This window comes from Halorubrum ejinorense (assembly GCF_055389685.1).
The window spans coordinates 2,733,468-2,756,818 of the sequence record NZ_AP043777.1 but is presented as its reverse complement, the minus strand read 5'-3'; the positions used below and the strand labels follow the sequence as shown (position 1 = coordinate 2,756,818).

Annotated in this window: 24 protein-coding genes; 12 read left to right on the top strand and 12 right to left on the bottom strand. The window is 69.1% G+C overall.

Annotated features, from left to right (window positions below):
• Positions 1 to 16: 16 nt before the first annotated feature.
• From ACZ5KW_RS15170 to ACZ5KW_RS15155, 4 genes are all read left to right on the top strand, one after another.
• On the top strand, positions 17 to 1,594 hold the full coding sequence (locus ACZ5KW_RS15170; protein WP_343780584.1) for a glutamate-cysteine ligase family protein: 1,578 nt from the start codon (positions 17 to 19) through the stop codon (positions 1,592 to 1,594).
• A gap of 78 nt (positions 1,595 to 1,672) precedes the next feature.
• On the top strand, positions 1,673 to 2,104 hold the full coding sequence (gene cdd, locus ACZ5KW_RS15165; RefSeq protein ID WP_343780585.1) for a cytidine deaminase: 432 nt from the start codon (positions 1,673 to 1,675) through the stop codon (positions 2,102 to 2,104).
• 75 nt (positions 2,105 to 2,179) lie between these two features.
• Positions 2,180 to 3,040, top strand: coding sequence for a nucleoside phosphorylase (locus tag ACZ5KW_RS15160; protein WP_343780587.1), 861 nt, complete (start codon positions 2,180 to 2,182; stop codon positions 3,038 to 3,040).
• Positions 3,041 to 3,124: 84 nt separating this feature from the next.
• The gene (locus ACZ5KW_RS15155) at positions 3,125 to 4,303 is read left to right on the top strand and encodes an NAD(P)/FAD-dependent oxidoreductase (RefSeq protein WP_343780589.1); all 1,179 of its coding nucleotides are present in this window, start codon (positions 3,125 to 3,127) and stop codon (positions 4,301 to 4,303) included.
• 116 nt (positions 4,304 to 4,419) lie between these two features.
• On the opposite strand, the gene ACZ5KW_RS15150 is transcribed toward ACZ5KW_RS15155, so the two are convergent.
• Together ACZ5KW_RS15150 and ACZ5KW_RS15145 are read right to left on the bottom strand one after the other, a co-directional pair.
• Positions 4,420 to 4,953: an Rrf2 family transcriptional regulator gene (locus tag ACZ5KW_RS15150; protein WP_343780590.1), complete on the bottom strand. Its 534-nt coding sequence runs from the start codon at positions 4,951 to 4,953 to the stop codon at positions 4,420 to 4,422.
• A 116-nt stretch (positions 4,954 to 5,069) separates the two neighbouring features.
• Positions 5,070 to 5,288: a hypothetical protein gene (locus ACZ5KW_RS15145; RefSeq protein WP_343780591.1), complete on the bottom strand. Its 219-nt coding sequence runs from the start codon at positions 5,286 to 5,288 to the stop codon at positions 5,070 to 5,072.
• A 135-nt stretch (positions 5,289 to 5,423) separates the two neighbouring features.
• Between ACZ5KW_RS15145 and rocF the strand changes: the two genes are divergently transcribed.
• Positions 5,424 to 6,329, top strand: a complete 906-nt coding sequence (gene rocF / locus ACZ5KW_RS15140; RefSeq protein ID WP_343780592.1) for an arginase — start codon at positions 5,424 to 5,426, stop codon at positions 6,327 to 6,329.
• Between the two features lie 61 nt (positions 6,330 to 6,390).
• Here the strand turns inward: rocF and ACZ5KW_RS15135 are convergent, their stop codons facing one another.
• The gene (locus ACZ5KW_RS15135) at positions 6,391 to 6,690 is read right to left on the bottom strand and encodes a DUF7565 family protein (RefSeq protein ID WP_343780593.1); all 300 of its coding nucleotides are present in this window, start codon (positions 6,688 to 6,690) and stop codon (positions 6,391 to 6,393) included.
• A 137-nt stretch (positions 6,691 to 6,827) separates the two neighbouring features.
• Between ACZ5KW_RS15135 and ACZ5KW_RS15130 the strand changes: the two genes are divergently transcribed.
• Positions 6,828 to 7,619 carry a PHP-associated domain-containing protein gene (locus ACZ5KW_RS15130; RefSeq protein WP_343780595.1) on the top strand — a complete coding sequence of 264 codons (792 nt, stop codon included), beginning with the start codon at positions 6,828 to 6,830 and terminating at the stop codon, positions 7,617 to 7,619.
• Between the two features lie 74 nt (positions 7,620 to 7,693).
• Here the strand turns inward: ACZ5KW_RS15130 and ACZ5KW_RS15125 are convergent, their stop codons facing one another.
• Positions 7,694 to 8,206: a metal-dependent hydrolase gene (locus ACZ5KW_RS15125; protein WP_343780596.1), complete on the bottom strand. Its 513-nt coding sequence runs from the start codon at positions 8,204 to 8,206 to the stop codon at positions 7,694 to 7,696.
• 130 nt (positions 8,207 to 8,336) lie between these two features.
• On the opposite strand from ACZ5KW_RS15125, the gene ACZ5KW_RS15120 reads away from it, so the two are divergent.
• Positions 8,337 to 9,434, top strand: a complete 1,098-nt coding sequence (locus ACZ5KW_RS15120; protein ID WP_343780597.1) for a pyridoxal phosphate-dependent aminotransferase — start codon at positions 8,337 to 8,339, stop codon at positions 9,432 to 9,434.
• Here the strand turns inward: ACZ5KW_RS15120 and ACZ5KW_RS15115 are convergent.
• Positions 9,425 to 10,681 (bottom strand): carboxypeptidase-like regulatory domain-containing protein, encoded by a 1,257-nt coding sequence (locus ACZ5KW_RS15115; protein WP_343780598.1) that lies wholly within the window; start codon positions 10,679 to 10,681, stop codon positions 9,425 to 9,427. The genes ACZ5KW_RS15120 and ACZ5KW_RS15115 overlap by 10 nt on opposite strands.
• A gap of 239 nt (positions 10,682 to 10,920) precedes the next feature.
• Between ACZ5KW_RS15115 and ileS the strand changes: the two genes are divergently transcribed.
• Positions 10,921 to 14,073 (top strand): isoleucine--tRNA ligase, encoded by a 3,153-nt coding sequence (ileS, locus tag ACZ5KW_RS15110; RefSeq protein WP_343780599.1) that lies wholly within the window; start codon positions 10,921 to 10,923, stop codon positions 14,071 to 14,073.
• A gap of 134 nt (positions 14,074 to 14,207) precedes the next feature.
• Positions 14,208 to 14,681: a GNAT family N-acetyltransferase gene (locus ACZ5KW_RS15105; protein ID WP_343780601.1), complete on the top strand. Its 474-nt coding sequence runs from the start codon at positions 14,208 to 14,210 to the stop codon at positions 14,679 to 14,681.
• 52 nt (positions 14,682 to 14,733) lie between these two features.
• Here the strand turns inward: ACZ5KW_RS15105 and lrpA1 are convergent, their stop codons facing one another.
• From lrpA1 to ACZ5KW_RS15090, 3 genes are all read right to left on the bottom strand, one after another.
• The gene (gene lrpA1, locus ACZ5KW_RS15100) at positions 14,734 to 15,162 is read right to left on the bottom strand and encodes an HTH-type transcriptional regulator LrpA1 (protein ID WP_343780603.1); all 429 of its coding nucleotides are present in this window, start codon (positions 15,160 to 15,162) and stop codon (positions 14,734 to 14,736) included.
• Positions 15,163 to 15,245: 83 nt separating this feature from the next.
• Positions 15,246 to 16,184 (bottom strand): thiamine pyrophosphate-dependent enzyme, encoded by a 939-nt coding sequence (locus tag ACZ5KW_RS15095; RefSeq protein ID WP_343780605.1) that lies wholly within the window; start codon positions 16,182 to 16,184, stop codon positions 15,246 to 15,248.
• A gap of 3 nt (positions 16,185 to 16,187) precedes the next feature.
• The gene (locus ACZ5KW_RS15090; protein ID WP_343780606.1) at positions 16,188 to 18,083 is read right to left on the bottom strand and encodes a 2-oxoacid:acceptor oxidoreductase subunit alpha; all 1,896 of its coding nucleotides are present in this window, start codon (positions 18,081 to 18,083) and stop codon (positions 16,188 to 16,190) included.
• Positions 18,084 to 18,299: 216 nt separating this feature from the next.
• Between ACZ5KW_RS15090 and dph5 the strand changes: the two genes are divergently transcribed.
• The 3 genes from dph5 (at position 18,300) to ACZ5KW_RS15075 (ending at position 20,033) form a co-directional block, all read left to right on the top strand.
• A complete protein-coding gene (gene dph5 / locus ACZ5KW_RS15085; protein WP_343780608.1) occupies positions 18,300 to 19,097 on the top strand; it encodes a diphthine synthase in 798 nt (265 codons plus the stop codon).
• Between the two features lie 113 nt (positions 19,098 to 19,210).
• Positions 19,211 to 19,597 carry a CBS domain-containing protein gene (locus tag ACZ5KW_RS15080; RefSeq protein ID WP_343780610.1) on the top strand — a complete coding sequence of 129 codons (387 nt, stop codon included), beginning with the start codon at positions 19,211 to 19,213 and terminating at the stop codon, positions 19,595 to 19,597.
• Positions 19,598 to 19,658: 61 nt separating this feature from the next.
• A complete protein-coding gene (locus tag ACZ5KW_RS15075; RefSeq protein ID WP_343780611.1) occupies positions 19,659 to 20,033 on the top strand; it encodes a CBS domain-containing protein in 375 nt (124 codons plus the stop codon).
• A 64-nt stretch (positions 20,034 to 20,097) separates the two neighbouring features.
• On the opposite strand, the gene ACZ5KW_RS15070 is transcribed toward ACZ5KW_RS15075, so the two are convergent.
• From ACZ5KW_RS15070 to ACZ5KW_RS15055, 4 genes are all read right to left on the bottom strand, one after another.
• Positions 20,098 to 21,345: an MgtC/SapB family protein gene (locus tag ACZ5KW_RS15070; RefSeq protein ID WP_343780612.1), complete on the bottom strand. Its 1,248-nt coding sequence runs from the start codon at positions 21,343 to 21,345 to the stop codon at positions 20,098 to 20,100.
• Between the two features lie 156 nt (positions 21,346 to 21,501).
• A complete protein-coding gene (artA, locus tag ACZ5KW_RS15065) occupies positions 21,502 to 22,464 on the bottom strand; it encodes an archaeosortase A (protein ID WP_343780613.1) in 963 nt (320 codons plus the stop codon).
• 179 nt (positions 22,465 to 22,643) lie between these two features.
• Positions 22,644 to 23,096, bottom strand: a complete 453-nt coding sequence (locus ACZ5KW_RS15060) for a transcription elongation factor Spt5 (protein WP_343780616.1) — start codon at positions 23,094 to 23,096, stop codon at positions 22,644 to 22,646.
• Complete coding sequence (locus ACZ5KW_RS15055; RefSeq protein WP_343780618.1) at positions 23,096 to 23,272, bottom strand: protein translocase SEC61 complex subunit gamma; 177 nt, start codon at positions 23,270 to 23,272, stop codon at positions 23,096 to 23,098. Before ACZ5KW_RS15055 ends, ACZ5KW_RS15060 begins: the two co-directional genes overlap by 1 nt.
• Positions 23,273 to 23,351 lie beyond the last annotated feature (79 nt).

The following is a 23,351-nucleotide window of genomic DNA, read 5'->3' as shown; positions in this document are numbered from 1 at the left end:
GTCGTTGGGCGGTCGCATGACCACCGAGTCCGCGCTGGCCGACGGGGTCCGGGAGGCGCTTTCGGTCGACGCCGAGGCGTTCGCCGAGCGCGCGGCCGAGGAGGCCGAGATCGTCAAACAGGAGCTCCACGACGGCTCCTTCGACAACCACCAGTCGATCGTCGGCTTCGAGTACGAGTTCTACGCGGTCGGCGACGGGCGGTGGAGCGAGGAGTCGCGGGCCGGCGAGTACGCGCTGATGCGCGTCCCGCGCCGCATGCTGGAGCTGATGGGGTTCGAGAAGGAGCTCGGACTCCACAACGCGGAGATGTCGACGAGCCCGCAGCCCCTCTCCGACCACGGGCTCCGCGCGCAGCTCGCCGAGGTTCGCGCGCGCCTGGAGGCCGCGGAGAACACCGCCGGCGTCGAGGGGATGCGGCTCGTCTCGGACGGCCTCTGGACCATCCCGCCGGCGGGCGAGACCGTCCGCGAGTACCTCACCGACAGCGTGGAGGTCGACGGCGTCGTCGTCGCGGTCAACATGAGCGACGCGGTCCGGTACCACGCGATGGCCAACTCGGGCCGCAACGACGCGGGCGAGGCGGAGGAGGGGCCCGCCGTCGTCCTCGAGGCGCCGGGCGTGTCGCTGCCGGCGGAGACGGTGATGCCGGAGAGCCTGATCACGTCGGTCCAGCCGCACTACCAGGTGGGCCGCGCCGAGACGCTGCCGCGGCACTTCCGGTACGCCCTCCGGATCGCCGGCCCGCTCTTAGCGCTCGGCGCCAACTCGCCGTTCTTCCCGCCGGAGCTGTACGACGACGACTGGGACGGCGAACGCGTCCTGAGCGAGGGGGCGACCTCGAACCGCATCCACGTCTTCGAGTCCGTCCTCAACGCCCGGACCGACGCCGACAAGGTCCGGTTCCCGCGCGACTTCCACGACGTCGAGACCGCCGTGGACCGCATCGCGAGCGACGAGACGCTGATACCGATGCCCGAACCCGACGGCAGCGACCGGTTCGACGACGCCTTCGCGACGTTCCGGACGAAACACGGCAGCTACTGGCGGTGGGTCCGCCCCGTCTTCGAGGGGGCCAGCCGCTCGGCGGCCAACGCCCGCATCGAGTTCCGGCCGATCCCGGGTCAGCCGACCGTCCGCGACTCCATCGCGTTCCAGGCCGCGTTCGCCGGGCTGATGCAGTCGCTCGCACAGCGGGAACACCCCGTCATCGGCCTCGACTGGGAGACCGCCCGCGACAACTTCTACGCGGCGGTCGCGGACGGGCTGGCGGCCGACTTGGAATGGGTGGGACTCGACGGCGAGCGCACGACCGACACCGACGCGCTGTACGCAGACCTCCTCGACCACGCCGAGGCCGGACTACGCACCGCCGGCTGCGCCGACGACGAGGCCGCCGCGTGGATCGCCCCGCTCCGGTGGCGCGTCGCGAACCGGACGACGCCCGCGAGCTGGAAGCGCGACCGCGTCCGCGACCGCCTCGACGGCGGCGACGACTTCGAGACCGCCGTCTACGAGACGCAACGGGAGTACATCGATCGGCAGTCGGAGACGCTCATCGAGGGCGGCTTCTCCGCGTGGACGGACGGGGCGTGACTCGGGTTACGATCCGGAACGGTCCCGGATCCGACGGCGACACAGTACAGTTAACGGTCGCCCGACCGAGGCTCGGGTATGGACGAGCTGATCGCCGCCGCGCGCGACGCCCTCGACGACGCCCACGTCCCGTACTCCGAGTACCGCGTCGGCGCCGCGCTTCGAACGGTCGACGGCACCGTGTTCACCGGCTGTAACATCGAGAACGCGAACTACTCCAACAGCCTCCACGCCGAGGAGGTCGCGCTCGCGGAGGCGGTGAAGAACGGTCACCGCGAGTTCGACCGGATCGCCGTCTCCTCCGGCGTCCGCGACGGCGTCACCCCCTGCGGGATGTGTCGGCAGAGCCTCGCGGAGTTCGCGGCCGACGACCTCGTCGTCGCCTGCGACGAGGGCGGCGACGCGGTGACGGAGTACACCCTCGGCGAACTCCTCCCGAACACCATCTCCGAGGGAACGCTCGACGACGCGAGCGAAGCGGGCGACGGTCGGGACGCCGGCGGCGACTGACTCGGGCGCTGCTCGCCGCGCCTTCACCGGTCCGAGCCGGAAGCCCTTTTGAATCACTCGTCGAAACGGGGGGACATGACCGACGAGACCGACGCCTCCGCCGCCGACGCTCCCGCCGCGGACGCCGAGAGCGAGGACCCCAACGACGAGGCCGGCTACCACGTCGAGGCCGCGCCCGAGGACGTTGCCAACGCCGTCCTCCTCCCGGGTAACCCCGAGCGAGTCGACAAGATCACGGCGCTGTGGGACGACCACGAGGAGGTCGCGCGCCACCGCGAGTACCGCACCGCGACCGGCAGCTACGACGGGGCGCCGATCTCCGTCACCTCGACCGGGATCGGGTCCCCGTCGGCGGCCATCGCCGTCGAGGAGCTCGCCCGGGTCGGCGTCGACACGTTCATTCGAGTCGGCTCCTGCGGCGCGATCCAGCCCGAGATGGACGTGGGCGACCTGGTGATCACGACCGGCGGCGTCCGGCAGGAGGGGACGAGCGACGAGTACGTGCGGGAGGACTACCCCGCGACCGCCGACGGCGAGGTCGTCTCCGCCTTGGTCGCCGCCGCGGAACGCCTCGGTCACGACTACCACACCGGCGTCACGATGAGCGCCGACTCCTTCTACGCGGGCCAGGGGCGCCCCGGGTTCGACGGGTTCGAGGCGGCCGGCTCGGACGAGTTGGTCGCGGAGCTACGGGACGCGAACGTGAAGAACATCGAGATGGAGGCGTCCGCGATCCTCACGATCGCGGGCGTGTACGGCCTCCGGGCGGGAGCGGTCTGCTCCGTCTACGCCAACCGCGTGACCGGCGAGTTCCGAACGGAGGGCGAGTCGCGCGCGGCGGAGACGGCCAGCCTCGCGGTGAAGCTGCTCGCGCGCATGGACGAGGTGAAACGGGAGGCCGGTGCCGACCGCTGGCACGCCGGACTCTCGCTGTAGCGGTCACGCGTCTCCGCTTCGAGCGCGTTATCGCCCCGCGAACGTTCCAAAGCGACTTTACCCGCGGACCGCGGACCCACAGACATGAGCACACAGGTCGTGGTCGTCGGTTCCGGGTACGCCGGCGCAGGGGCGGTGAAGGCGTTCGAAGACGAGGTCGGTGAGGGCGAGGCGGAGCTCACGTGGATCTCCGAGCACGACTACCACCTCGTCTTGCACGAGGTCCACCGCGCGATCCGCAACCCCGCGGTCGAGGACAAGATCACGATCCCCGTCGACGAGATCAAGTCGTCCGAGTCCGACTTCGTTCAGGGCCGCGTCGTCGACGTCGACACCGACGGCCAGGTCGTCGAGACCGACGACGGGACGACCGTCGACTACGACTACCTCCTGCTCGGCGTCGGCTCCACGACGGCCTTCTTCGGCATCGAGGGGCTGAAGGAGAACGCCCACCAGCTGAAGGGACTCGACGACGCGAAGGCGATCCACGAGGACGTTCGCGAGGCGGCCGCGGACGCGACCCGCTCGGACCCCGCGCAGGTCATCGTCGGCGGCGCCGGTCTCTCCGGCATCCAGACGGCCGGCGAGATCGCGGAGTACCGCGACAAACACCGCGCGCCGATCGAGATCAAGCTGGTCGAGGGGCTCGACGAGGTCTTCCCCGGTAACGACCCGCAGATCCAGGGCGCGCTCCGCCAGCGGTTGGAGGACGCCGACGTCGAGATTCTCACCGGCGACTTCATCTCCGAGGCCGACGATGAGGCCGTCTACCTCGGCGGCGGCGAAGACGAGGTGCCGGAGGAGCTCGCACACGACGTGCTGATCTGGACCGGCGGCATCACCGGCCAGCCGGAGATCGAGGACGTCGACGTCGACAAGGACGACCGGTCGAACCGCGTCCACGCCGGCGCCGACTTCACCACCAGCGACGACCGCGTGTTCGCCATCGGCGACACCGCCCTCGTCGAGCAGGGCGAGGAAGTGGCGCCGCCGACGGCGCAGGCCGCTTGGCAGGCCGCCGAGGTCGCGGGCGCCAACCTGGCGCGCGCCGCCCGCGGCGCGCCGCTCCGCTCGTGGACCCACGAGGACAAGGGGACGGTCATCTCCGTCGGCGAGGAGGCGGTCGCTCACGACGTGGTGGGGATGCCGATCAAGACGTTCGGCGGGACGCCGGCGAAGCTGCTGAAGAAGGCCATCGCCACGCGCTGGATCGCCAAGGTCTCCTCGGCCGGCCGCGGTTTCAGTGCGTTCGGCGACATGTGAACGCGGGCGACTCGCGGTAGCGACTCGACTGGGCGTTCGGTTCGTTTCTCGGGAAACCGCTCTTTCGGGACAGAGGAATCAGCGACTCACTCGACGCGAGAATCCGAGTCCCGCCGTCAGTGTTCGGCCGGCTCGTCGGGCGCTCGCATGTCGTCGATCCGGAGGATGAGGACGTTCGCGGTGTCGTCTTTGCCGTCGACGGTCCCGTCGATGACGAGCTTCGAGAGCGGCGTCGGACCGACGGTGACGGAGTCGCCCTCGTGGAAGTCGCGGACCGAGCCCTGAACGTGGATCTCGGCGCGGCACAGCTCGGGGTGGTGGACGCTGGAGAGGTCGATCCCGTCGACGTTGAGCTCCGCTACCTCCTCGCCCTCGTGGTAGATCGGAACGTTGGCCGGCTCGTCCATGCGCTGGATGTCGAGGGCCTCGTAGGCGTTGGAGGTGGGCTTGTAGCCGCCCTTCGGACCGGGGACGCCCTCGACCAGCTGGAGGGCCTTGAGGCTCTGCATCTGGTTGCGGATCGTCCCCGGGTTGCGGTCGACCTCGTCGGCGATCTCCTCGCCTTTCACCGCGTCCTCCTGTTCCCCGAACAGGTTGATCAGGGCCGTGAGGATGCTTTTCTGGCTCGATGTGAGCTCGATCGATGACATGGAATCAAATACATAGCGGGCCCGCTTAAATGCGATGGAACCTCCTTATAAACGATCGTGAGGGACCCGCTCGGGACCGTCCCTTCGGGCGTCTCACCCGAACCGCGTCCCGTCGTTCACTCCCCCCGGAGCCGCTTCATCCGGACGTACGCGATCGGGCTCACCAGCGCGATCACCACCCCGACGCCGATCAGCGTGAGCCCGAAGTCGGGGGCGACAAACGAGACCGCGGCGCCGGCGAGCCCGATCGCAGCCCCGGTGAACGCGACGGCGATGGTCGCGCCGACCGGCTCGACGTCGCTGGGATCGACCGAACGGGGATCGGAGCTGCCCATGGACGCCCTGTGGCTTCCCGGGCGCAAAACGGTGTCCGATCCGGCGAGCGGGTCGCAGTGCGGTCACGGGCGGCTCGGTCGCCTTCGAGCGCGTCGATCACCACCATTCAAGCGGCGTCGCGTCGCGTAGCCGGTATGACTACGGTCAAGATCATCGGCGCGCCGACGGACTACGGAGCGAACCGACGCGGGGTCGACATGGGGCCGTCGGCGATCCGGTACGGCGGGCTCGCCGACCAACTCGCCGGCGCGGGAGTCGAGACGGTCGACGCGGGCGACCTCCACGTCCCGCGGGCGGAGGAGCGCGACCCGGACACCGACGCCCCGAGCGAGGGGAAAGCGAAGTTCCTCCGCGAGACGGCCGACGTCTGTCGACGGCTCGGCGACGAGGTCGCCGGGACGCTCGCCGACGGCCGGATACCGCTCGCGCTCGGGGGCGACCACTCCATCGGCATCGGGAGCCTCGTCGGGTCCGCTCGCGACGCCGACATCGGCGCGGTGTGGTTCGACGCGCACGCCGACCTGAACACGCCGGCGACGAGCCCGTCGGGGAACGTCCACGGGATGCCACTGGCGGCGGCGCTCGGTATCGGCGAGTTCGCGGACACCGAGTGGGCGAACGCGCAGGGACTCGCTCCCGAGAACGTCGCGCTCGTCGGTCTCCGGTCGGTCGACGAACCGGAGGTGGAGCTAATCAAAGATCGCGGCTTCGCGGCGTACACGATGTCGGACATCGACGAGCGGGGGATCACGGACGTCACCGAGGAGGCGCTCTCGGTCGCGTCCGCCGGCGTCGACGGGCTTCACGTCAGCCTCGATCTGGACTGGCTCGACCCCAACGCGGCCCCCGGCGTCGGGACGCCCGTCCGCGGCGGCGTCACGTACCGCGAGGCTCACAGTGCGATGGAAATCGTCGACGAAAGCGACGCGCTCCGGTCGATGGAGCTCGTGGAGGTGAACCCGACGCTCGACCAGCACAACGAGACGGCGGAACTGGCGACGGAACTGGCGGCGAGCGCGTTCGGCAAGCGCGTGCTGTAAGCGGCGACCGAACGGCCGCGACCGCGGGCGGCGTACGGTGGCGGATCCCGGCGACTCCGCCTCAGACGCCGCGGTCGAGCTCTTCGACTACCCGCTGGAGGTCCGCTTCGGACTCGATGTCGCCTTTGATCTCTTCCCGGCGGCGGACCGCCGCCGAGTCGGCGTCGTACGCGCGGACGAACTCGGCGCGGGTGTGTTCGTCGAACGCGTGCCGGATCGCGAAGTAGCCGTCGGGGACGATGGTGCCACACACCTTGCACTCGTGGCGCTGGTGCTCGTTCGTCTGGTGGACGATCGCCGACTCCACGTCGTCGAAGGCGGCGTCGCAGTCGCCGATGCCGCACGTCCAGCGAGGGGCCATACCCGAACTCTCGCCCGAGGGGGATTAACGGTTTCCCACGCCGGCGCGTCGAAACGGGTCACCGTCTCGTCGCCCCGTTCGTGACCGTCCCGATCGGACCTGCGGTCGCGGCACCGTCGTCGTCGAACGATACGCATTTGCGCGGGCGCGACGACCGTCCGACCGTGACCCGATCGAGAACGCGCGTCGACGGCCACGTCAAGGTGCTCGACGACGAGGTCGTCGCCCGCGCGAAGGAGCGCGGGATCGACGCGCTCGTGTACGCTCCGCACTTCACGCGCCTTCCGACGGTCCGCGAGCGCGCCGCTCGATACTCCGACGACGAGCTCCAGGTCGTCCCCGCCCGCGAGGTGTTCACCGGCGACTGGGGGAACCGGCGGCACCTCCTCGTGCTCGGGCTCTCCGAACCGGTCCCCGACTACATCACGTTCGAGGGCGCGATGGCCGAGTTCGAGCGGCAGGACGCGGCCGTCCTCGTTCCCCACCCCGGGTTCGCAACCATCTCGCTCACGCGGCCAGAGATCGACGCGCACGCCGGTCGGATCGACGCCGTCGAGACGTACAACACAAAGCTGCTCCCCCACCAGAACGCCCGAGCGCGTCGGACCGCGGAAGAGACCGGCTGCGCGGGCTTCGGCTCCTCGTACGCGCACCTCACGGGCACCGTCGGGGAGGCGTGGACCGCGTTCGAGGGCGCGCTCGACGACGCCGAGGCGGTCGTGGAGGCGTTCCGCGAGCGCCGACCGCGGACGGTGATCCACCGGGGCGGGATCGGCCACCAGCTGCGCGGGCTCGTCGAGTTCGCCCACCTCGGGTACGAGAACACGTGGGCGAAACTCGACCGCATGTTCCTCTCCGGCAACGAGCCGACCCTCCCGTCGAACGTCGCCTATGAGGGGCGGTTCGACGACGTGAGCGTCTACGAGTAGACGGCGTCGAATCGCGCCGCGAGAACTCGCGAGTAGCCGACGCTGTCGCGACTCGTTCGCCTCCGGTGTCGGCGTCAGAGACCGAACCCGGCCGCGGCCTCCGAGGCCGTCCGTGCGGCCGCAGAGAGGTCGAGTTCGAGATTGACGACGTATTTGTTGATCGCCCAGAAGGCGGCGATCTCGACCGCGGTGATGACCACCGTGACGAGGTCCGCGTACTTGCTGCTCGTCGTTACGCCCGTCGGCATTCCGTACTCCCGATCCGACAGCGGGTGGAAGAGGGCGATCCCTCGCCGGCTCCCGACCACGTCGAGCAGGTAGTGGGTCAACACGCCGATCCACACGTACTGGAGGTTGCCGAAGACGATCGGGTACGCGATGAAGACCGCCAGCACCGGGAGGCTGTGGAGCGTCTTCCGGTGGCGTCCGAAGGCGGTGTCGACGTCGGGGAACAGCGCTCCCAACACGACGGGAACGGTGATCTGCGCGATCATCTCGGCGGTCGCCGCGTTGAGCCCCGGTTCGAGCACGAATCCGAGGCCCAACGAGAGCAGCAGACCGTTGAGCACGTGGCCGCGTTTGTTCATGTCTGTCCCTGCGTAGGGGAGGTGGTCAAACCACCGGATCGCGGCGACGGCCGTAAGGCCTGCCTACCTCGATCGGAGACCGCCGCTCCCCGGCCGAAAGAGCCACGGCGACCGCGGCCGACCCGACCGTATGGAGTACGAGGAGCCGAAGTTCTTCCACGTCATGCAGTACGCCGCGGCCGCCGACGGCGACGTCATCGACATGGTGAGCGGCAACCCCGACTGGGAGCCGCCCGCCGCGCTCCGCGCCGCGCTCCGCGAGTACGCCGACCTGCCGCCGGCCGACTTCCAGTACCCGCCGAGCGACGGGCTCCGCGAGCTGCGGGAGCGGATCGCGGCGCGCCGCGAGGTCGACGCCGAGCGCGTGGTCGTCACCAACGGCACCGGCGAGGCGAACTACCTCGCGATGGCGCGCGCCCTCGACCGCGGCGCCGGCGACGAGGCGTTGCTCATGGACCCGGTGTACCCGTACTACCCCGGGAAGACGCACCTCCTCGGCGGGGAGCCGACCCTCGTTCCGACCGCCCGCGACGGGGGACTCGACGTCGGGGCGGTGCGCGAGGCCGCGAGCGAGGACACCGCGCTCATCGTGTTGAACACCCCGAACAACCCGACCGGCGCGGTGTACGATCTCGATGCGGTACGCGAGGTCGTCGCGATTGCCGAGAGTGTCGACGCCTTGGTCGTCGCCGACGAGGTGTACGACCGGTTCGACCTGACGGGCTCGTTCGAGTCGGCCCTGACGCTCGACTCCGACCGCGTGATCGCCACGAGCGGCTTCTCGAAGTCGATGGCGATCACCGGGTTCCGGGTCGGCTACGCCGTCTTCCCCGAGGCGCACGTCGGCGACGCGCGGACGCGGCACATGCTCGTGAACGTCGCCGGGGCGCGGCCCTCCCAGTACGCGGTCCTCCACGCGCTCGCGGAGACCCCGCCGAGCTACTACGCCGACGCGCGCGACCTGCTCGCGGACCGCGTCGACGCGTTCACGGCCGCCCTCGACGCGGCCGGCGCCGAGTACAGCCGCCCGGAGGGTGCCTTCTACGTGCTCGCGCGCTTCGACGGGTTCCCCGGCACGATGGCGAACGTCAAGCGCCTGATCGACGAGGCCGGCGTCGCGGGGATGCCGGGCGAGGCGTTCGGTACCGCCCGCGACGAGTGGATCCGGTTCGCCCTCGTGACGCCCCGCGCCGAGGCGGCCGCCGAGCGACTCGCCGACTACTTCTGAGAGTCCCGGCGACGACCGACGACGGCCGCCGCCGCGAGTAACGCGATGACCGCGGCGACGACGCCGAAGCCGGGTATGCCGTCGTCGGTGGTCTCCGAGCCGCCGTCACCGTCCGCGTCCGATCCATTCTCCCCGTCCGCGTCCGAATCCGCCTCCTCCGCGGTCTCGACCCCTTCCACGGTCACCGGGTCGGACTCGGCGTCGTCGCTCCGTGCGACGATCGTCCGGCTTCCGGTGCTCGATATCTCTACGCCGATCTCCCCGCGGTCGTCGGTCTCGCCGACCGACTCGCCGTCGACCACGACCGTGACCCCGGTGGCCGGTTCGTCGTACGCGTTCCGAACCGTCACGCGAGTCGTCTCACCGACCAAGACGCGCTCGTTCGCCGGGACGACCGTCAGCGCCGGGGTCCGCTGTGCCGTGACGTTCGTCGCCGCCGCCGACTCTCGGACTCTGACCCGCTCCGGCGACCCGCCGTACCCGTCCTTGACGACCTCGACCGTGTAGAGGGCGTTCACGGGAACGGTGAGCGAGGCCGTCCCGTCGGTCACCGACACTCGTCCGTCGAACACCGACGACGACACCCGAACGGACCCCGTTTCGATCGCGGTCGGCGGGTCGAAGTGGTCGTCGAACACGCGGACGTCGAGGGTCGCGGTCCCCCGTTCGATCGTGACCGTCGCCTCCGAGTTCGCCGACACCGTCACCTCGCGGCTCCCCTCGAAGTAGCCCGGCTTCACGACCTCGATTTCGTAGGTTCCCCGCTCCAGGCGAGCCGTCTCGTAGGTCCCGTCTGACCCGGTCGTGCCGCGGTCGATCGATCGGCCGTCCTCGCGGACGGTCACCGTCGCGTCGGCCAGCGTCCGGTTTTCGGCGTCGAGAACCGACACCGTGGCGGTCCCGCTGCGCGACACGCCGAGCGCGACGTCCCCCTCGCTGGCGTTGTCGATCCGGAGCGGCCTGTTCCGGACGTACCTGTCGTCGTCGACGTCGAGTTCGACGCTCGCGTTCGCGGGGGCGTCGAGGAGGACGTTCCCGTTGCTCGCCGTCGTCCCCGTCGCGGTCCCCGTCTCACCCGATTCGGTCTCCCACGCCGCCTCGACGGTCACGCCGCCGACGGCGTCTCCCTGTTGGTCGGTGACCGAGACGGTGAGCGTCACCTGTTCCTGACCGACCGCGCCGCCGGTCGCGACGACCGCGACCGCCAGTACCGCCACTGCGACGACGGCCGCACGTGGGACGTTCATACCCGCGACCGAGGCAGTCCAACGGTATTGGTATGGGCCGACTATCCGGGTAAGCGCCGCCTTCCCTCCGTCGGCGAGCGAAACTCGTTCCGGGGCCCGCCGTCGTTCCGGGCCCGCCGTCGTTCGAAGCCCACCCCGACTCGCGGGACCCCCCGTCGAACGACGGATCGACGCTCCGAACTGCGGACCGTCGGCCCCGACTCCGCCGTATTCAAATACGCGCGCGCAGACCAACGCGTATGGAGCAGATCGACGACCAGTACGCGCCCGCCGACGTCGAGTCGGCGGTCGACGACTACTGGGAAGACAACGACGCCTACGAGGCGGCGAAGGAGGCCCACGCCGACGACCCGCCGTTCTTCTTCGTCGACGGCCCGCCGTACACCTCCGGGCAGATGCACCTCGGGACGGCCTGGAACAAGACGCTGAAAGACGCCGTCATCCGGCACAAGCGGATGACCGGGCACCGCGTCACCGACCGCCCCGGCTACGACATGCACGGGCTCCCGATCGAGGTCAAAGTCGAGGAGGAGCTCGGCTTCGAGAACAAGCGGGACATCGAGGAGTACGGCATGGAGTCGTTCATCGAGAAGTGCAAGGAGTTCGCCCTGGAGAACCGGGCGGCGATGGACGAGGACTTCAAGTCCATCGGCGTCTGGATGGACTGGGAGAACCCGTACGAGACCATCTCACCGGAGTACATGGAGGCCGCCTGGTGGGCGTTCTCCGAGGTCGCCGACAACGGGCTCGTCGAGCAGGGGAAGCGGTCCATCTCGCAGTGTCCGCGCTGTGAGACCGGGCTCGCCAACAACGAGGTCGAGTACGAGGACGTCGAGGACCCCTCCGTCTACGTGAAGTTCCCGCTCGCCGACCGCGAGGGGAGCCTCGTCATCTGGACGACGACGCCGTGGACCATCCCCGCGAACACCTTCGTCGCCGTCGACGAGGCGCTCACCTACAACGCGGTCCGCGCGGAGAAGGACGGCGAGAGCGAACTCATCTACGTCGCCGCCGACTGCGTCGAGGACGTGTTACAGGAGGGCCGCTACGAGGACTACGAGGTCGAAGCGGAGCTGACCGGCGAGGAGCTCGTCGGCTGGGCGTACGACCACCCGCTCGCCGACCGCGTCGCCGAGTACCCCGACTTCGAGGGCGCCGGGCAGGTGTACGCCGCCGACTACGTCGAGGCCGACCGGACCGGGCTCGTCCACTCCGCCCCCGGCCACGGTGAGGAGGACTTCCACCGCGGCACGGAGCTCGGGCTCGACATCCACTGCCCCGTCGGGCCGAACGGCGAGTTCACCGAGGCCGCCGGCGAGTACGCCGGGCAGTTCGTCCGCGACGCCAACGACGACATCATCGACGACCTCGTCGCCGACGGTCACATGCTCGCGCACGGCACCGTCGACCACAGCTACGGCCACTGTTGGCGCTGTGACACCGGGATCATCCAGCTGGTCACCGACCAGTGGTTCATCTCGATCACGGACGTGAAAGACGACCTCCTCGACAACATGGAGGACTCCGAGTGGCACCCGGGGTGGGCCCGCGACAACCGCTTCCGCGACTTCATCGAGGACGCGCCCGACTGGAACGTCTCCCGGCAGCGCTACTGGGGCGTCCCGATCCCGATCTGGGTGCCGGAGGACGCGGAGGCGGGGAACCTCGACGAGGACATGATCGTGGTCGGCACCCGCGAGGAGCTCGCCGAGCGCGTCGAGGAGGACGTCGACCCCGCCTCCATCGACCTCCACCGCCCCTCCGTCGACGGTCTCACCATCGTCGAGGACGGCACCACCTACCGCCGCGTCGAGGACGTCTTCGACGTGTGGCTCGACTCCTCGGTCGCCTCGTGGGGCACCCTCGGTTACCCGAGCGACGAGGACGCTCACGACGAGCTGTGGCCGGCCGACCTCATCATCGAGGCGCACGACCAGACCCGCGGGTGGTTCTGGTCGCAGCTCGGGATGGGGACCGCCGCCGTCGGCCAGATCCCCTACGACGAGGTGCTGATGCACGGCTTCGCCAACGACGAGGACGGGCGAAAGATGTCGAAGTCGGTCGGCAACATCGTCACGCCCGAGGAGGCGATCGACCGCGCCGGTCGCGACCCGCTCCGCACGTATCTCCTCTCGCACGACCAGCAGGGCGTCGACCTCGCGTTCGAGTGGGACGGGCTCGGCGAGATCCAGGGGAAGCTCAACATCCTCTGGAACGTGTTCCGGTTCCCGCTGGAGTACATGGAGCTCGACGGCTACGACCCGGCCGCGGCCGACCTCTCCGACGGCGAGCTCGAACTCGTCGACGAGTGGGTGCTCTCCCGGCTCCAGTCCGTGGAGGCGGAGGTCGCCGAGGCCTGGGACGACTACCAGGTCAGCGACGCCGTCAACGCCGTGATCGAGTTCGTCACGCAGGACGTCTCGCGCTTCTACGTGAAGGCGGTTCGCGACCGGATGTGGGAGGAGGCCGACTCCGCCTCGAAGCGCGGCGCCTACGCGACGCTCGCGACCGTCCTCGACGAGGTGATCCGCATGCTCGCGCCGATCGCGCCGTACCTGACCGAGCGGATGTACCAGCGGCTCGACGGCGAGGCGACGACGGTCCACGCGCTGTCGTACCCCGAGCCCGACGCGGCCCTGCGCGACCCCGACCTCGAACGCGACGTGGCGGTGTTCCGCGACGTCGAGGAGTCGGCGGCCAACGCGCGCCAGCAGGCCGGTCGCAAGCTCCGCTGGCCGGTCCCGCGCGTCGTCGTCGAGACCGACGACGAGGCGGTCGCGGCCGCGGTCGAGCGGCTCTCCGACCTGATCGCCGACCGCGTCAACGCCCGCGAGGTCGTCGTCACCGACGCCTTCGACGAACTGGTCGAGACCGCCGAGCCGCAGATGGCCGCCATCGGCCCGGCGTTCGGCGGCGACGCCCAAAAGGTGATGGAGGCGGTTCAGGGCGCGACCCGCGCGGCGGTCGAGGGCGGCGAGATCACCGTCGACGGCGAGCCGGTCGCCCTCGACGACGAGATGGTCGAGTACGTCGCCGAGCCGCCCGAGAACGTCTCCGGCGCGGAGTTCGAGGGCGGGACCGTCTACGTCGACACGTCGCTCACCGACGACATCGAGTCCGAGGGCTACGCCCGCGACGTGATCCGGCGGATCCAAGAGATGCGTAAGGAACTCGACTTAGACGTGGAGGCCCGCGTCCGCGTCGGCGTCGCCGTCGACGACGAACGCGTCGCCGGCTTCGTCGACGAGCACGCCGACCTGATCGCCGGCGAGGTGCGCGCCGACGCGTGGATCGACGACCCGGCCGACGCCGCGGACGCGGACGGCGGGCTCGTCGAGGAGTGGTCGGTCGAAGACGTCGCGATCACGATCGGCGTCGAACCGGTCGCGTAAGGCTCTCTCGGGCTCACGACCCCGCGTCAGCGCTCGAACTTCCGGCCGGCTCGGGTCGCGCCGTGCGCCCGATTTCGACCGCGAATCGCGCCGCCGCCGAAACCTATAGGTGCGTTCTTTACTGACGGTCGATCATGTATGTCCGGGCGGCCCGGCCCGACGACGCGGAGGCGCTGCGGACCGCCGTCTCCCGAGCGCGCGAGGAGACGGTGTTCGACGACATCGGCGCTCCCTTACTGGACGTGTCCGCCGCCGGCGTCCGAGAGGCCGCCGCCGAGGCCGAGTGGTCGTTCCTGATGGAGAGCGACGAGGCGGGCCCCGTCGGGCTGGCGATCGCACACCCGGACCCGGACGGAGCCGAGGCCGAGCTGTTGGCGCTGTGGGTCCATCCGAACCGCGCGGGCGAGGGCGTGGCCGACGAACTTCTCGCTCGCGTGGGCGACGCCCTCGCCGGTCGCGGGGTCGAAACGCTCCGCGCGACGGTCCCGCCGGACCGGCCAAGCGCCGAGGAGTTCTTCAGCGCACACGGGTTCGCGTCGCGCGGGAGCCGCCGTAGCCCCGCGGGCGACGAAACCGTCGTCGTCGCGGATCCGCACGCGCTCGCCTGAGGCGGAGCGGGGTCCGTCCCACCGCCGTCGGATTCAACGGCCCGAACGCCGACTACTTCAGTCGCTCTTGGAGGAACGAGGGGTGGGCCGCGGTCACGCCCTCGACCCCGAGCAGCTTCTCGGAGATGACGTCGCCGAGTTCGTCGCCGTCGCCGGCGCGCACCTCCGCCATCAGCATGTGGTCGCCCGAAGAGGTGTACAGCGCCTGGACCTCATCGAGGGACTTCAGTTCCCGCGTGGCCTCGACGTACCGGCCCGAGTCCACGTCCATTCCGACCATGGCGATCGACTGCGAAGAGAGTTTCTTCGGGTCGACCTCCGCGGAGTAGCCGACGATCACGCCCCGGTCTTCGAGGCGGTCGATGTACTTGCGGACCGTCGGCTTCGACACGTCCGCTCGCTCCGCGATCTCTCCGCAGGACGCCTGCGCGTCCTCTTCTAACACAGAGAGGATGCGTTCCTCTGTCGATACCGTGCTCATACTACTCCGTTTACCGCCAATGAAAAAATACCTTGCGAATCGATAAACGATTCCGCCACGCCGTGAACGGCCGGCTCGCCGGCTCAGGCGTGCTTGTCGAGGAACATGTCGTGGGAGCGCTCCCACTCGTAGTCGTCGTCCCAGTAGCGCTCGGCGAGCGGCTCCTCGGGCATCTCGCCGATCGCCTGCTTCTCGGCGCCGTAGGAGGGGCGATCCTCGTCGACGTAGAAGCGGCCGGTGAGGACCTCGCCCTCGTACAGCGACTGCTCGGTCTCGCGCATCATCTCGGCGGCCTCGACGCGGTCCGTCTTGTCGAACTCGTAGTCGTCGGAGTCGTTGACGTCGATGTACGGCACGTACTGGCGCGCGTCCTTGTTCCAGGTCGGACACTGGGTGAGGAAGTCGACGTGCGCGAACCCGTCGTGCTCGATCGCCTCGGTGATGATCTCCTTGGCCTGGTTCGGGTTGACGGCGGCCGTGCGGGCGACGTAGGAGGCGCCGGCGTTCAGCGACATCGAGAGCGGCTTGATCGGCTCCTTGGCGCTGCCGTGGGGCTGCGTCTTCGACTTGTGGCCCTTCGGGCTAGTCGGGGAGGTCTGTCCCTTCGTGAGCCCGAAGATCTCGTTGTTGAAGACGATGTACGTCATGTCGTGGTTCTCCCGGGCCGTGTGGATGAAGTGGTTCCCGCCGATCCCGTAGCCGTCGCCGTCACCGCCGGCGGCGATCACTTCGAGGTCGGGGTTCGCGAGCTTCGCGGCGCGGGCCACGGGCAGCGAGCGCCCGTGGATCGTGTGGAACCCGTACGTGTCGAGGTAGCTGTTCAGCTTGCCCGAACAGCCGATACCGGTACACAGGAGCGTTTCCTCGGGCGTGCGCCCGACTTCCGGAAGCGCCTGCTTGAGCGCCTTCAGGACGCTGAAGTCACCGCAGCCCGGACACCAGGTCGGCTGCGGTTCGACACCGGGCGTGTACTCGTCGCGGTCGATCTCTCGCTCCTCTCCGATTGCTGAAAACGTGCTCATTGGTTAGTCACCTGCGGCTGGGACGAAGGTGGTCTGATGGCCGGACGCGTCGCCGTCGCCTTCGATGATCGCGGCCTCGAACCCGTCGACGACCTCGGCGGGCTCGAACGGGTTCCCGTTGTACTTCAACAGGCTCGACAGCCGCTCGCCGTAGCGGCCGAGGTTCTTCTGGACGAGCCCGCGGAACTGTCCGGACGCCGTCATCTCGACGACGAGGACCTCGTCGACGCTCTCGACGAACGCCTCGACCTGCTCGGTCGGGAACGGGAGCATGTCGGAGACGCCGTACGACTTCACCGAGACGCCGGCCTCGTTGAGGCGACCGACGGCCTCCTCGACGGTTCCCTGCTGACTGCCGAACGTGAGGATGCCGTACTGGGCGTCCTCGGGGCCGGCGTACGAGCCCGTGTCCTCCCCGTCGAGGTCGTCGCGGATCGCCGCCAGCTTCTGGGCCCGCCGGTCGATCTGCGCCACGCGGTTGTCCGGGGACTCGCTGATGTGTCCCGTCGGGTCGTGTTCGTTGCCCGTCGCGAGGAAGCGCCCGCCCTTCTGGCCGGGGACCGACCGCGGCGAGACGCCGTCGTCGACGTCGTGCTGGAAGCGGTGGAACTTCCCGTCGGCCGAGTGGGGCTCGTCGTCGAGCGCGTCCTCCGAGAGCGTCTTCCCGAGCGTCGGGTTCGGCTCGCGGTCGAAGTGGCTCTTCGGGACGTTGACGAGTTCGCCGCCGAGCTTCTGGTCGTACAGGAGGATCGACGGGATCTGGTACTCGTAGGCGAGCCGGAAGGCGAGCCGCGACTGCTCGTAGGCCTCCTCGACGGTCCCGGGCGCCAGCACGACGCGCTGGGAGTCGCCCTGCGAGGTGTAGAGGACGTGTTCGAGGTCGGACTGCTCGGGCTTCGTCGGCATCCCGGTCGAGGGACCGGCGCGCATCGCCTCGACGAGGACGACGGGTGTCTCCGTCATCTCGGCGAGCCCGAGCGGCTCGGACATCAGTGCGAACCCGCCGCCCGAGGAGCCGGACATCGCTTTGACGCCGGCGTGGGAGGCGCCGACCGCGAGCGCCGCGGCCGCGATCTCGTCTTCGACCTGCTCGGAGATCCCCCCGAGCTTCGGGAGGTTCTGCGTCATGATGGTGAACACTTCGGTCCACGGGGTCATCGGGTAGCCGGCGATGAACCGGCATCCCTCGTCGATGGCCCCGTAGGCGATGGCGTCCGACCCGGACATGAGCAGCTGCGTCTCGGCGTGCTCGCCCGTGGGAACGCTGACATCTGACGCGTCGACGTCGTACTCCTCTTGAACCTGCTCGTAGGCGGTTTCGAGGATCTCGATGTTCGGTTCGAGGATCTTCTCCGGCATCGCGTCGCGCATCAGGTCCTCGACGTGGTCGAGTTCCATGCCGGTCAGCGCGCAGGTCGCGCCGACGCCGGCGGTGTTGCGCATGACCTCACGACCCATGTCGCGGGCGAGCCCGCGGAGGTCGAGGGGGTAGACGTGCCAGTTGTTCTCTTCGACGCGCTCGTCGAAGTTCGGGATCTCCGAGGCGTCCAAGAGCCCCTCGTCGTAGACGATGACGCCGCCCTCGCGGAGCTCGTCTAAGTTCTCCGAGAGGGGTTTGATCTCCTCGTTACCGTAGACGGCCTCCTCCTGCGGGTTGCGGGCGAACGAGTCGCCGAGCGCCAGCAGGAAGTTGTAGCCGTCTCCGCGGGACTTGACCGGGTCCCCCGACGCGCGGACCTCGGTGTACGTGTGGCCGCCGCGGATCCGCGACGGATAGTGCCGATGCGTGAAGACGTTGAGCCCCGATCGCATCAAGGCCTTTGCGAAGTTCTGGCTGGTCGAAGCGATCCCGTCACCGGATCCCCCCGATATCCGCCAGATGAGTTCTTCGTCAGTCATAATGGTATGTGAGCCCGTATGGGCGTCGTGACTGGACGTTATACAGGTTCCCTCTTAGGGCTTGCTATGGAATCACAAGGAACAATCATGAAGGTCTATTAGGGCGTCGCATGTCACCACTCCACACTCAACTGCGTCGGCGTCGATCCCGGAGGCCGCCGGCGCGTCAGCGACCCCTTCCGCGCCCTTTTAGGCCGGCGCGCGCCGAGCGCCGGCATGCTCACGTTCATCGGACTCGGCCTCTACGACGAGCGCTCCGTCACCGTCGAGGGGCGCGAGGCGTTGCGCGCGGCCGATCGGGTCTTTGCCGAGTTCTACACTAGCCGACTGGTCGGCGCCGACGCGTCGGAACTGGCGGCCCACCACGGCGTCGACATCGAGGTCCGGGACCGCGCGGGCGTCGAGCAGGATCCGGAGCCGATCCTCGACGCGGCCGCCGACGGCGACGCCGCGTTCCTCACCGCCGGCGACACCATGATATCGACGACCCACACCGACCTCCGACTCCGCGCCGAGGAACGCGGGATCGACACGCGAGTGGTCCACGGCGTGACCGCGCAGTCGGCGGCGTCGAGCCTGACCGGCCTCCAGAACTACCGGTTCGGCAAGGCGACGACGCTCCCGTTCCCGTACGCCCACGGCGGCGGTGACGTGCCCGCGAGCGTGGTCGAGACCATCGAGGCGAACCGAGAGCGCGGGCTCCACACCGTCGTCTACCTCGACATCAAGGTCGGAACGGGGCCGACCGGGCCCGACCCCGACCACGAGGAGTACATGACCGCCGACGTCGCCGCCGGCCTGCTCGCCGAGGAGTGGGAGGACGCGCTCGCCGTGGTCGTCGCTCGCGCCGGCTCTCCTGACGCCGTCGTCGCGGCCGACAGACTGAGCGCCCTCGCCGACCGCGAGTTCGGCGACCCCCTCCACCTGCTCGTCGTTCCCGGCGACCTCCACCACGTCGAGGCGGACGCCCTCGTCGGACTCGCTGACGCTCCCCGCTCGCTCGTCGAGGAGTGAACCGCCCGTCGATGGCCTCCCCTCCGGGCCGATTCCGTGTCCCTCGGGTCGCGCTCTCGCCGACGCCGTGCCGACCGGACGTTTGATTACCGTGCCGCGCGTTACCGTACCTCATGAACGACACCCCCGTCGAGCGGCTCATGTCGACTGACCTCACCACGATCGAGCGCGGGGCCACCGCGGTCGACGCGGCGAAGGAGATGCTCGCGACCGGCGTCGGCTCGATCCTTGTCGTCGACCCTGACGGGGCGCTTGCCGGACTGATCACCACGACGGACTTCGTCGGGCTCGTCCGCGACAACGACCCGAAAGACCGGACGCCGGTCGAGGCGTTCATGACGACCGACGTGGTCACCGTGAGCCGCGACGACACCGTCGCGGAGCTGGCGGAGCCGACCGCGCACGGATACACTCACCTTCCCGTGACCGACGACGACGGCAGACCGATCGGGATGGTGTCGACGACGGACCTCACGGCGCACCTCTCTCGGGTAGGGTGATTGACCGTCCGCGGTTGCGTATTCCGGAAGAGTAATCAGACGTGGTAGCACACATCATGATATGGATCTCGACGACAGAACGCGCGTCGCGGACGTCATGTCGGCGCCACTGGAGACGATCGGGGTGGACGCGCCGCTCCGAGAGGCCGCCCGTCGGATGCGCGACAAGGACATCAGCGCCCTCGTCGTGACGACCGGCGGCGGATGTATCGTCACGCAGAGCGACGTCGTCGGGGCGGTCGCCGACGGCCACGACCCCGACGAGACGACGGTCCGCGACGTGATGACCGAGGACGTGGAAACGGTGACCCCCGACCTCATGATGCAGGAGGTCGCGGCGATGATGACGATGTACGGCGTGAAACACCTCCCCGTCGTCGACGGTGACCACGTCGGGATGGTCTCCTCGACGGACATCACCGAACACCTCTCCTGACTCCGGTGTCGAGCTCCGGGGCGCCGTCCCCGGGCTCCGGTCCCGCGGCGCGACTCCCGCGCCGTCAGAGCAGTAACAGCGGGAGCCCGACGACCGCTCCCACGACGATCAAAAGCAGGTTCCAGAGGAACACCGGCCGGATCAGTTCGCGCGCGATGCTCGCCGCGAAGACCGTCTTCACCGCGATGCTCGCGGCGGTGCCGGCGACGACCCCGGCCACCGCCGTGTCGACGCCGATCTGTCCCGTGCCGAGCAGCGAGACCGCCGTGGTCGTCGAGCTCCCCGACGACACCAGTCCGGCGAGGAACGACGTGGCGATGAACCCGCTCGCGCCGAACGTCCGCTCGGCGACCGCGGAGACGAGCAACACGAGCAGGAAGATCCCGCCGAACGTCAGGGCGCTCCGCAGACTGAACGGGGAGGTGAGTTCGGTCTCCACCCTCGTCCGCCAGTCGCTGCGCCACAGGGCGACGACGACCCCCACGACGGTGATCGCGCCGAGCGGCGCGCCGACGACCAGCGCCGCCTCCGGAACGAAGACGGCCACCACCGCGGCGTTCCGGAACGCCATGGCCGCGTTCGCGAGGAGGATCGACCCCACCGCGATACTGCTGAGGTCCGCCCGCCCCTTCGCGCGCTTCGCCATCTCGGCGACGACGGCCGTCGAGTTGACGAGCCCGCCGAAAAAGCCCGTGACGGCGTAGCCGCGTCCCTGATACCGTTTCACCAAGACGTAGTTGACGAAGCCGATGGCGCTGACGGCGACCACCAGCGACCAGACGAGCCGCGGCTGGACCGCGTCCCACGGGTCGATCGTCTCCGCGGGCAACAGGGGGAACACGACGAACGCGAGGATGGTGAACTCCACGGCGCTGCGGACCTCCTCGCGGGAGAGCCCCCACGCGAACTCGTGGAGCTCCCGTTTCAACACGAGCAGCAGCGACGAGAGCACCGCCACCGTCACCGACTCGATGAACAGCCCCTCCGCGGCGAGGACCCCGACGCCGTAGGCGACGAGCATCGACGCGGACGTGGTCAGGGAGAGTCCGTCGACCTCGGCGTCGACGAAGCTGCGAGCCGCTAAGAGCACGGCGCTGGTGACGACCAGCACGCCGCCGACGACGAGCAGCCCCGGCTCGTCGAGCAGCGAGAACACGGCCGCCACGAGGCTGATGAGGCCGAACGTCCTGATCCCCGCGGACTTCTGTGACCACTCGCGCTCCAGTCCGAGGAACATCCCGAGCGCGGTCGCGACGACCAGCTTAGCGACGTTCGTCTCAAGGTAAACGAACAGGTCGACCGCGCTCGTCACCGTTTCTCACCCCGTCGCGGCCCGGCTCCCGCGCCGCGGCCTGGCGGCCCGTCTCGCGTCCTCGAAGTCATGAACGTCCGTACCCGCCACCCACGTCTATAGCTTGCTATATAGGGATATTTATTCCGGGCGGGCGTCGAAAACCGGTCCCGGCCCTTACCGGTTCGTCGGCTCCCGCGGGAGGTCCAGCGCCTCCGTCAGGTCGTGTTCCTCGCCCGTGAGGAGGTAGAGCACGTCCTCGAGGATGACCGCGAGTTCGGGCAGTTCGCGCACCGCGAGGAAGGTGATCGCGATGAGCGCCACGACGGCCAACAGCTGGCTCATGATCCGGTCGGAGATGAGGAACGACACCCGGTACGGGTCGGTCGCGCCGAACATGGTCAACACCACGTCCGGATACCACTGCATGTACTGATTGCCCGCCACCACCGAGATGAACGTCGTCCGGAGGATGTTGAGCACGTAGATGAGCGGGAGCGACACCGCGAGCGCGCGCAGCTTGCGGGAGAGCGGCGCCTTCACGGCGGCCACGAGACCGCCGAAGATGGCCATGCTCCCGAGTCCGGTACACGCCAGCACGATGTGGATGATGACGGTGTGGCCGTCCGCCAGCGTCCACGAGTACGCCGCGTCGTACCCCTCGCTGCTCACCACTCGCTCGGGCGCGTAGCCCAGCAGGTCGATCAGCATCCCCGTCTGCGTCGCGACGGCTTCGATGAGGACCTTCCGGGGCTCCGGGAACGAGGCTCCTGCGACGGTGAACGCCGGTATCGTCTCGAACGGGAGGTAGATGAATAACATGAATGCGATAGCCCGCGTGAGGGTGAAAAGCGACGCGCGGCCGTCGTACAGGAGATAGCCCGCGTACACGCTGGCGGGAAAGCCGACGAGCGCGAGGATCGATTCGACGTAGCTCTGGTGTTCGAACGCGAAGTACGGCACCGTCGACAGCCAGAAGAGCCCGAACAACGCCCACGTCGCCGCCGCGAGGGTCCGCCCCGCGGCCAGTCCGCGGCTGTCCAGCAGCCACGCCGTCGCGAAGAGGATCGCGACGACCCACGCGAACGTGAACGTGTCGGGGATCACGCTCAACACCGCCGGCACGCCGTGGCCGAACATGTCGCTACGGTCCGTGGTCGTCGAATAAAGCCCTTGTCGTTGCGTGCGGTTCCGCCGTCAGATCGCCGGCAGGCTCTCTCCGAACGTCAGCCGTCGCCAGCCCCGCCCCTCGAGCGGAGGGACTACCGCTCCTCGCTGTCGGTTCGCGGCGTGTCACGCCGCTCGCTCAATATGAGGAGCTACCGCTCCTCACTGTCGAGGACGCGGATCTGGTCGCCCCGGACGGTCACCGGGATCGGGACGGTCGCCTCGTACAGCTCGACGGTCACCTGGTCTTTGCCCTCGTCGATCCGCTGGACGCGCGCCTTCTCGCCCTTGAACGGCCCGGCGATCAGCTCGACGATGTCTCCCTCGGCGATCCCCTCCACGTCCGGGGTCGGCGAGAGGAAGTGCTCGACCTCCGAGAACGGGCTCTCGGCGGGGCCGTCGCCGCTCTGGATCACGCCGCGAGCGTGCGGGATCTCGTCGAGGATCCGGCCGAACGCGGTGCCGTCGGTGGCCTCGACCATCACGTAGCTCGTGAGCTGATCGGGGGCGATGACGGCCTGGATCTCCGGCGCCTCCTTCTCGGCGATCATGTCGGCGACGGTCCGCTCTTGGCTCGCGGTCGTCTTGACCGAGTAGATCGGCATTACGCGCCGACCCCCGGGAGGAGGCTCATGATCGCGAAGATCAGGAAGCCCATGAACCCGACCAGCAGAATCCCGGCACCGGCGATCTTCGACACCTGAAGGAACTCGTCGTTGCTCGGCGTGCTCGCCAGCTTCAGCACCCGAATGTAACTGTTGATATCGTACGGAACGTCCATCTTACGAGCGGATTCGAGACGAGACGGTTTTTACCTTTTGATGCGGTCCGGGGAGGGAGGTCGCACGGGCCACGCGCCG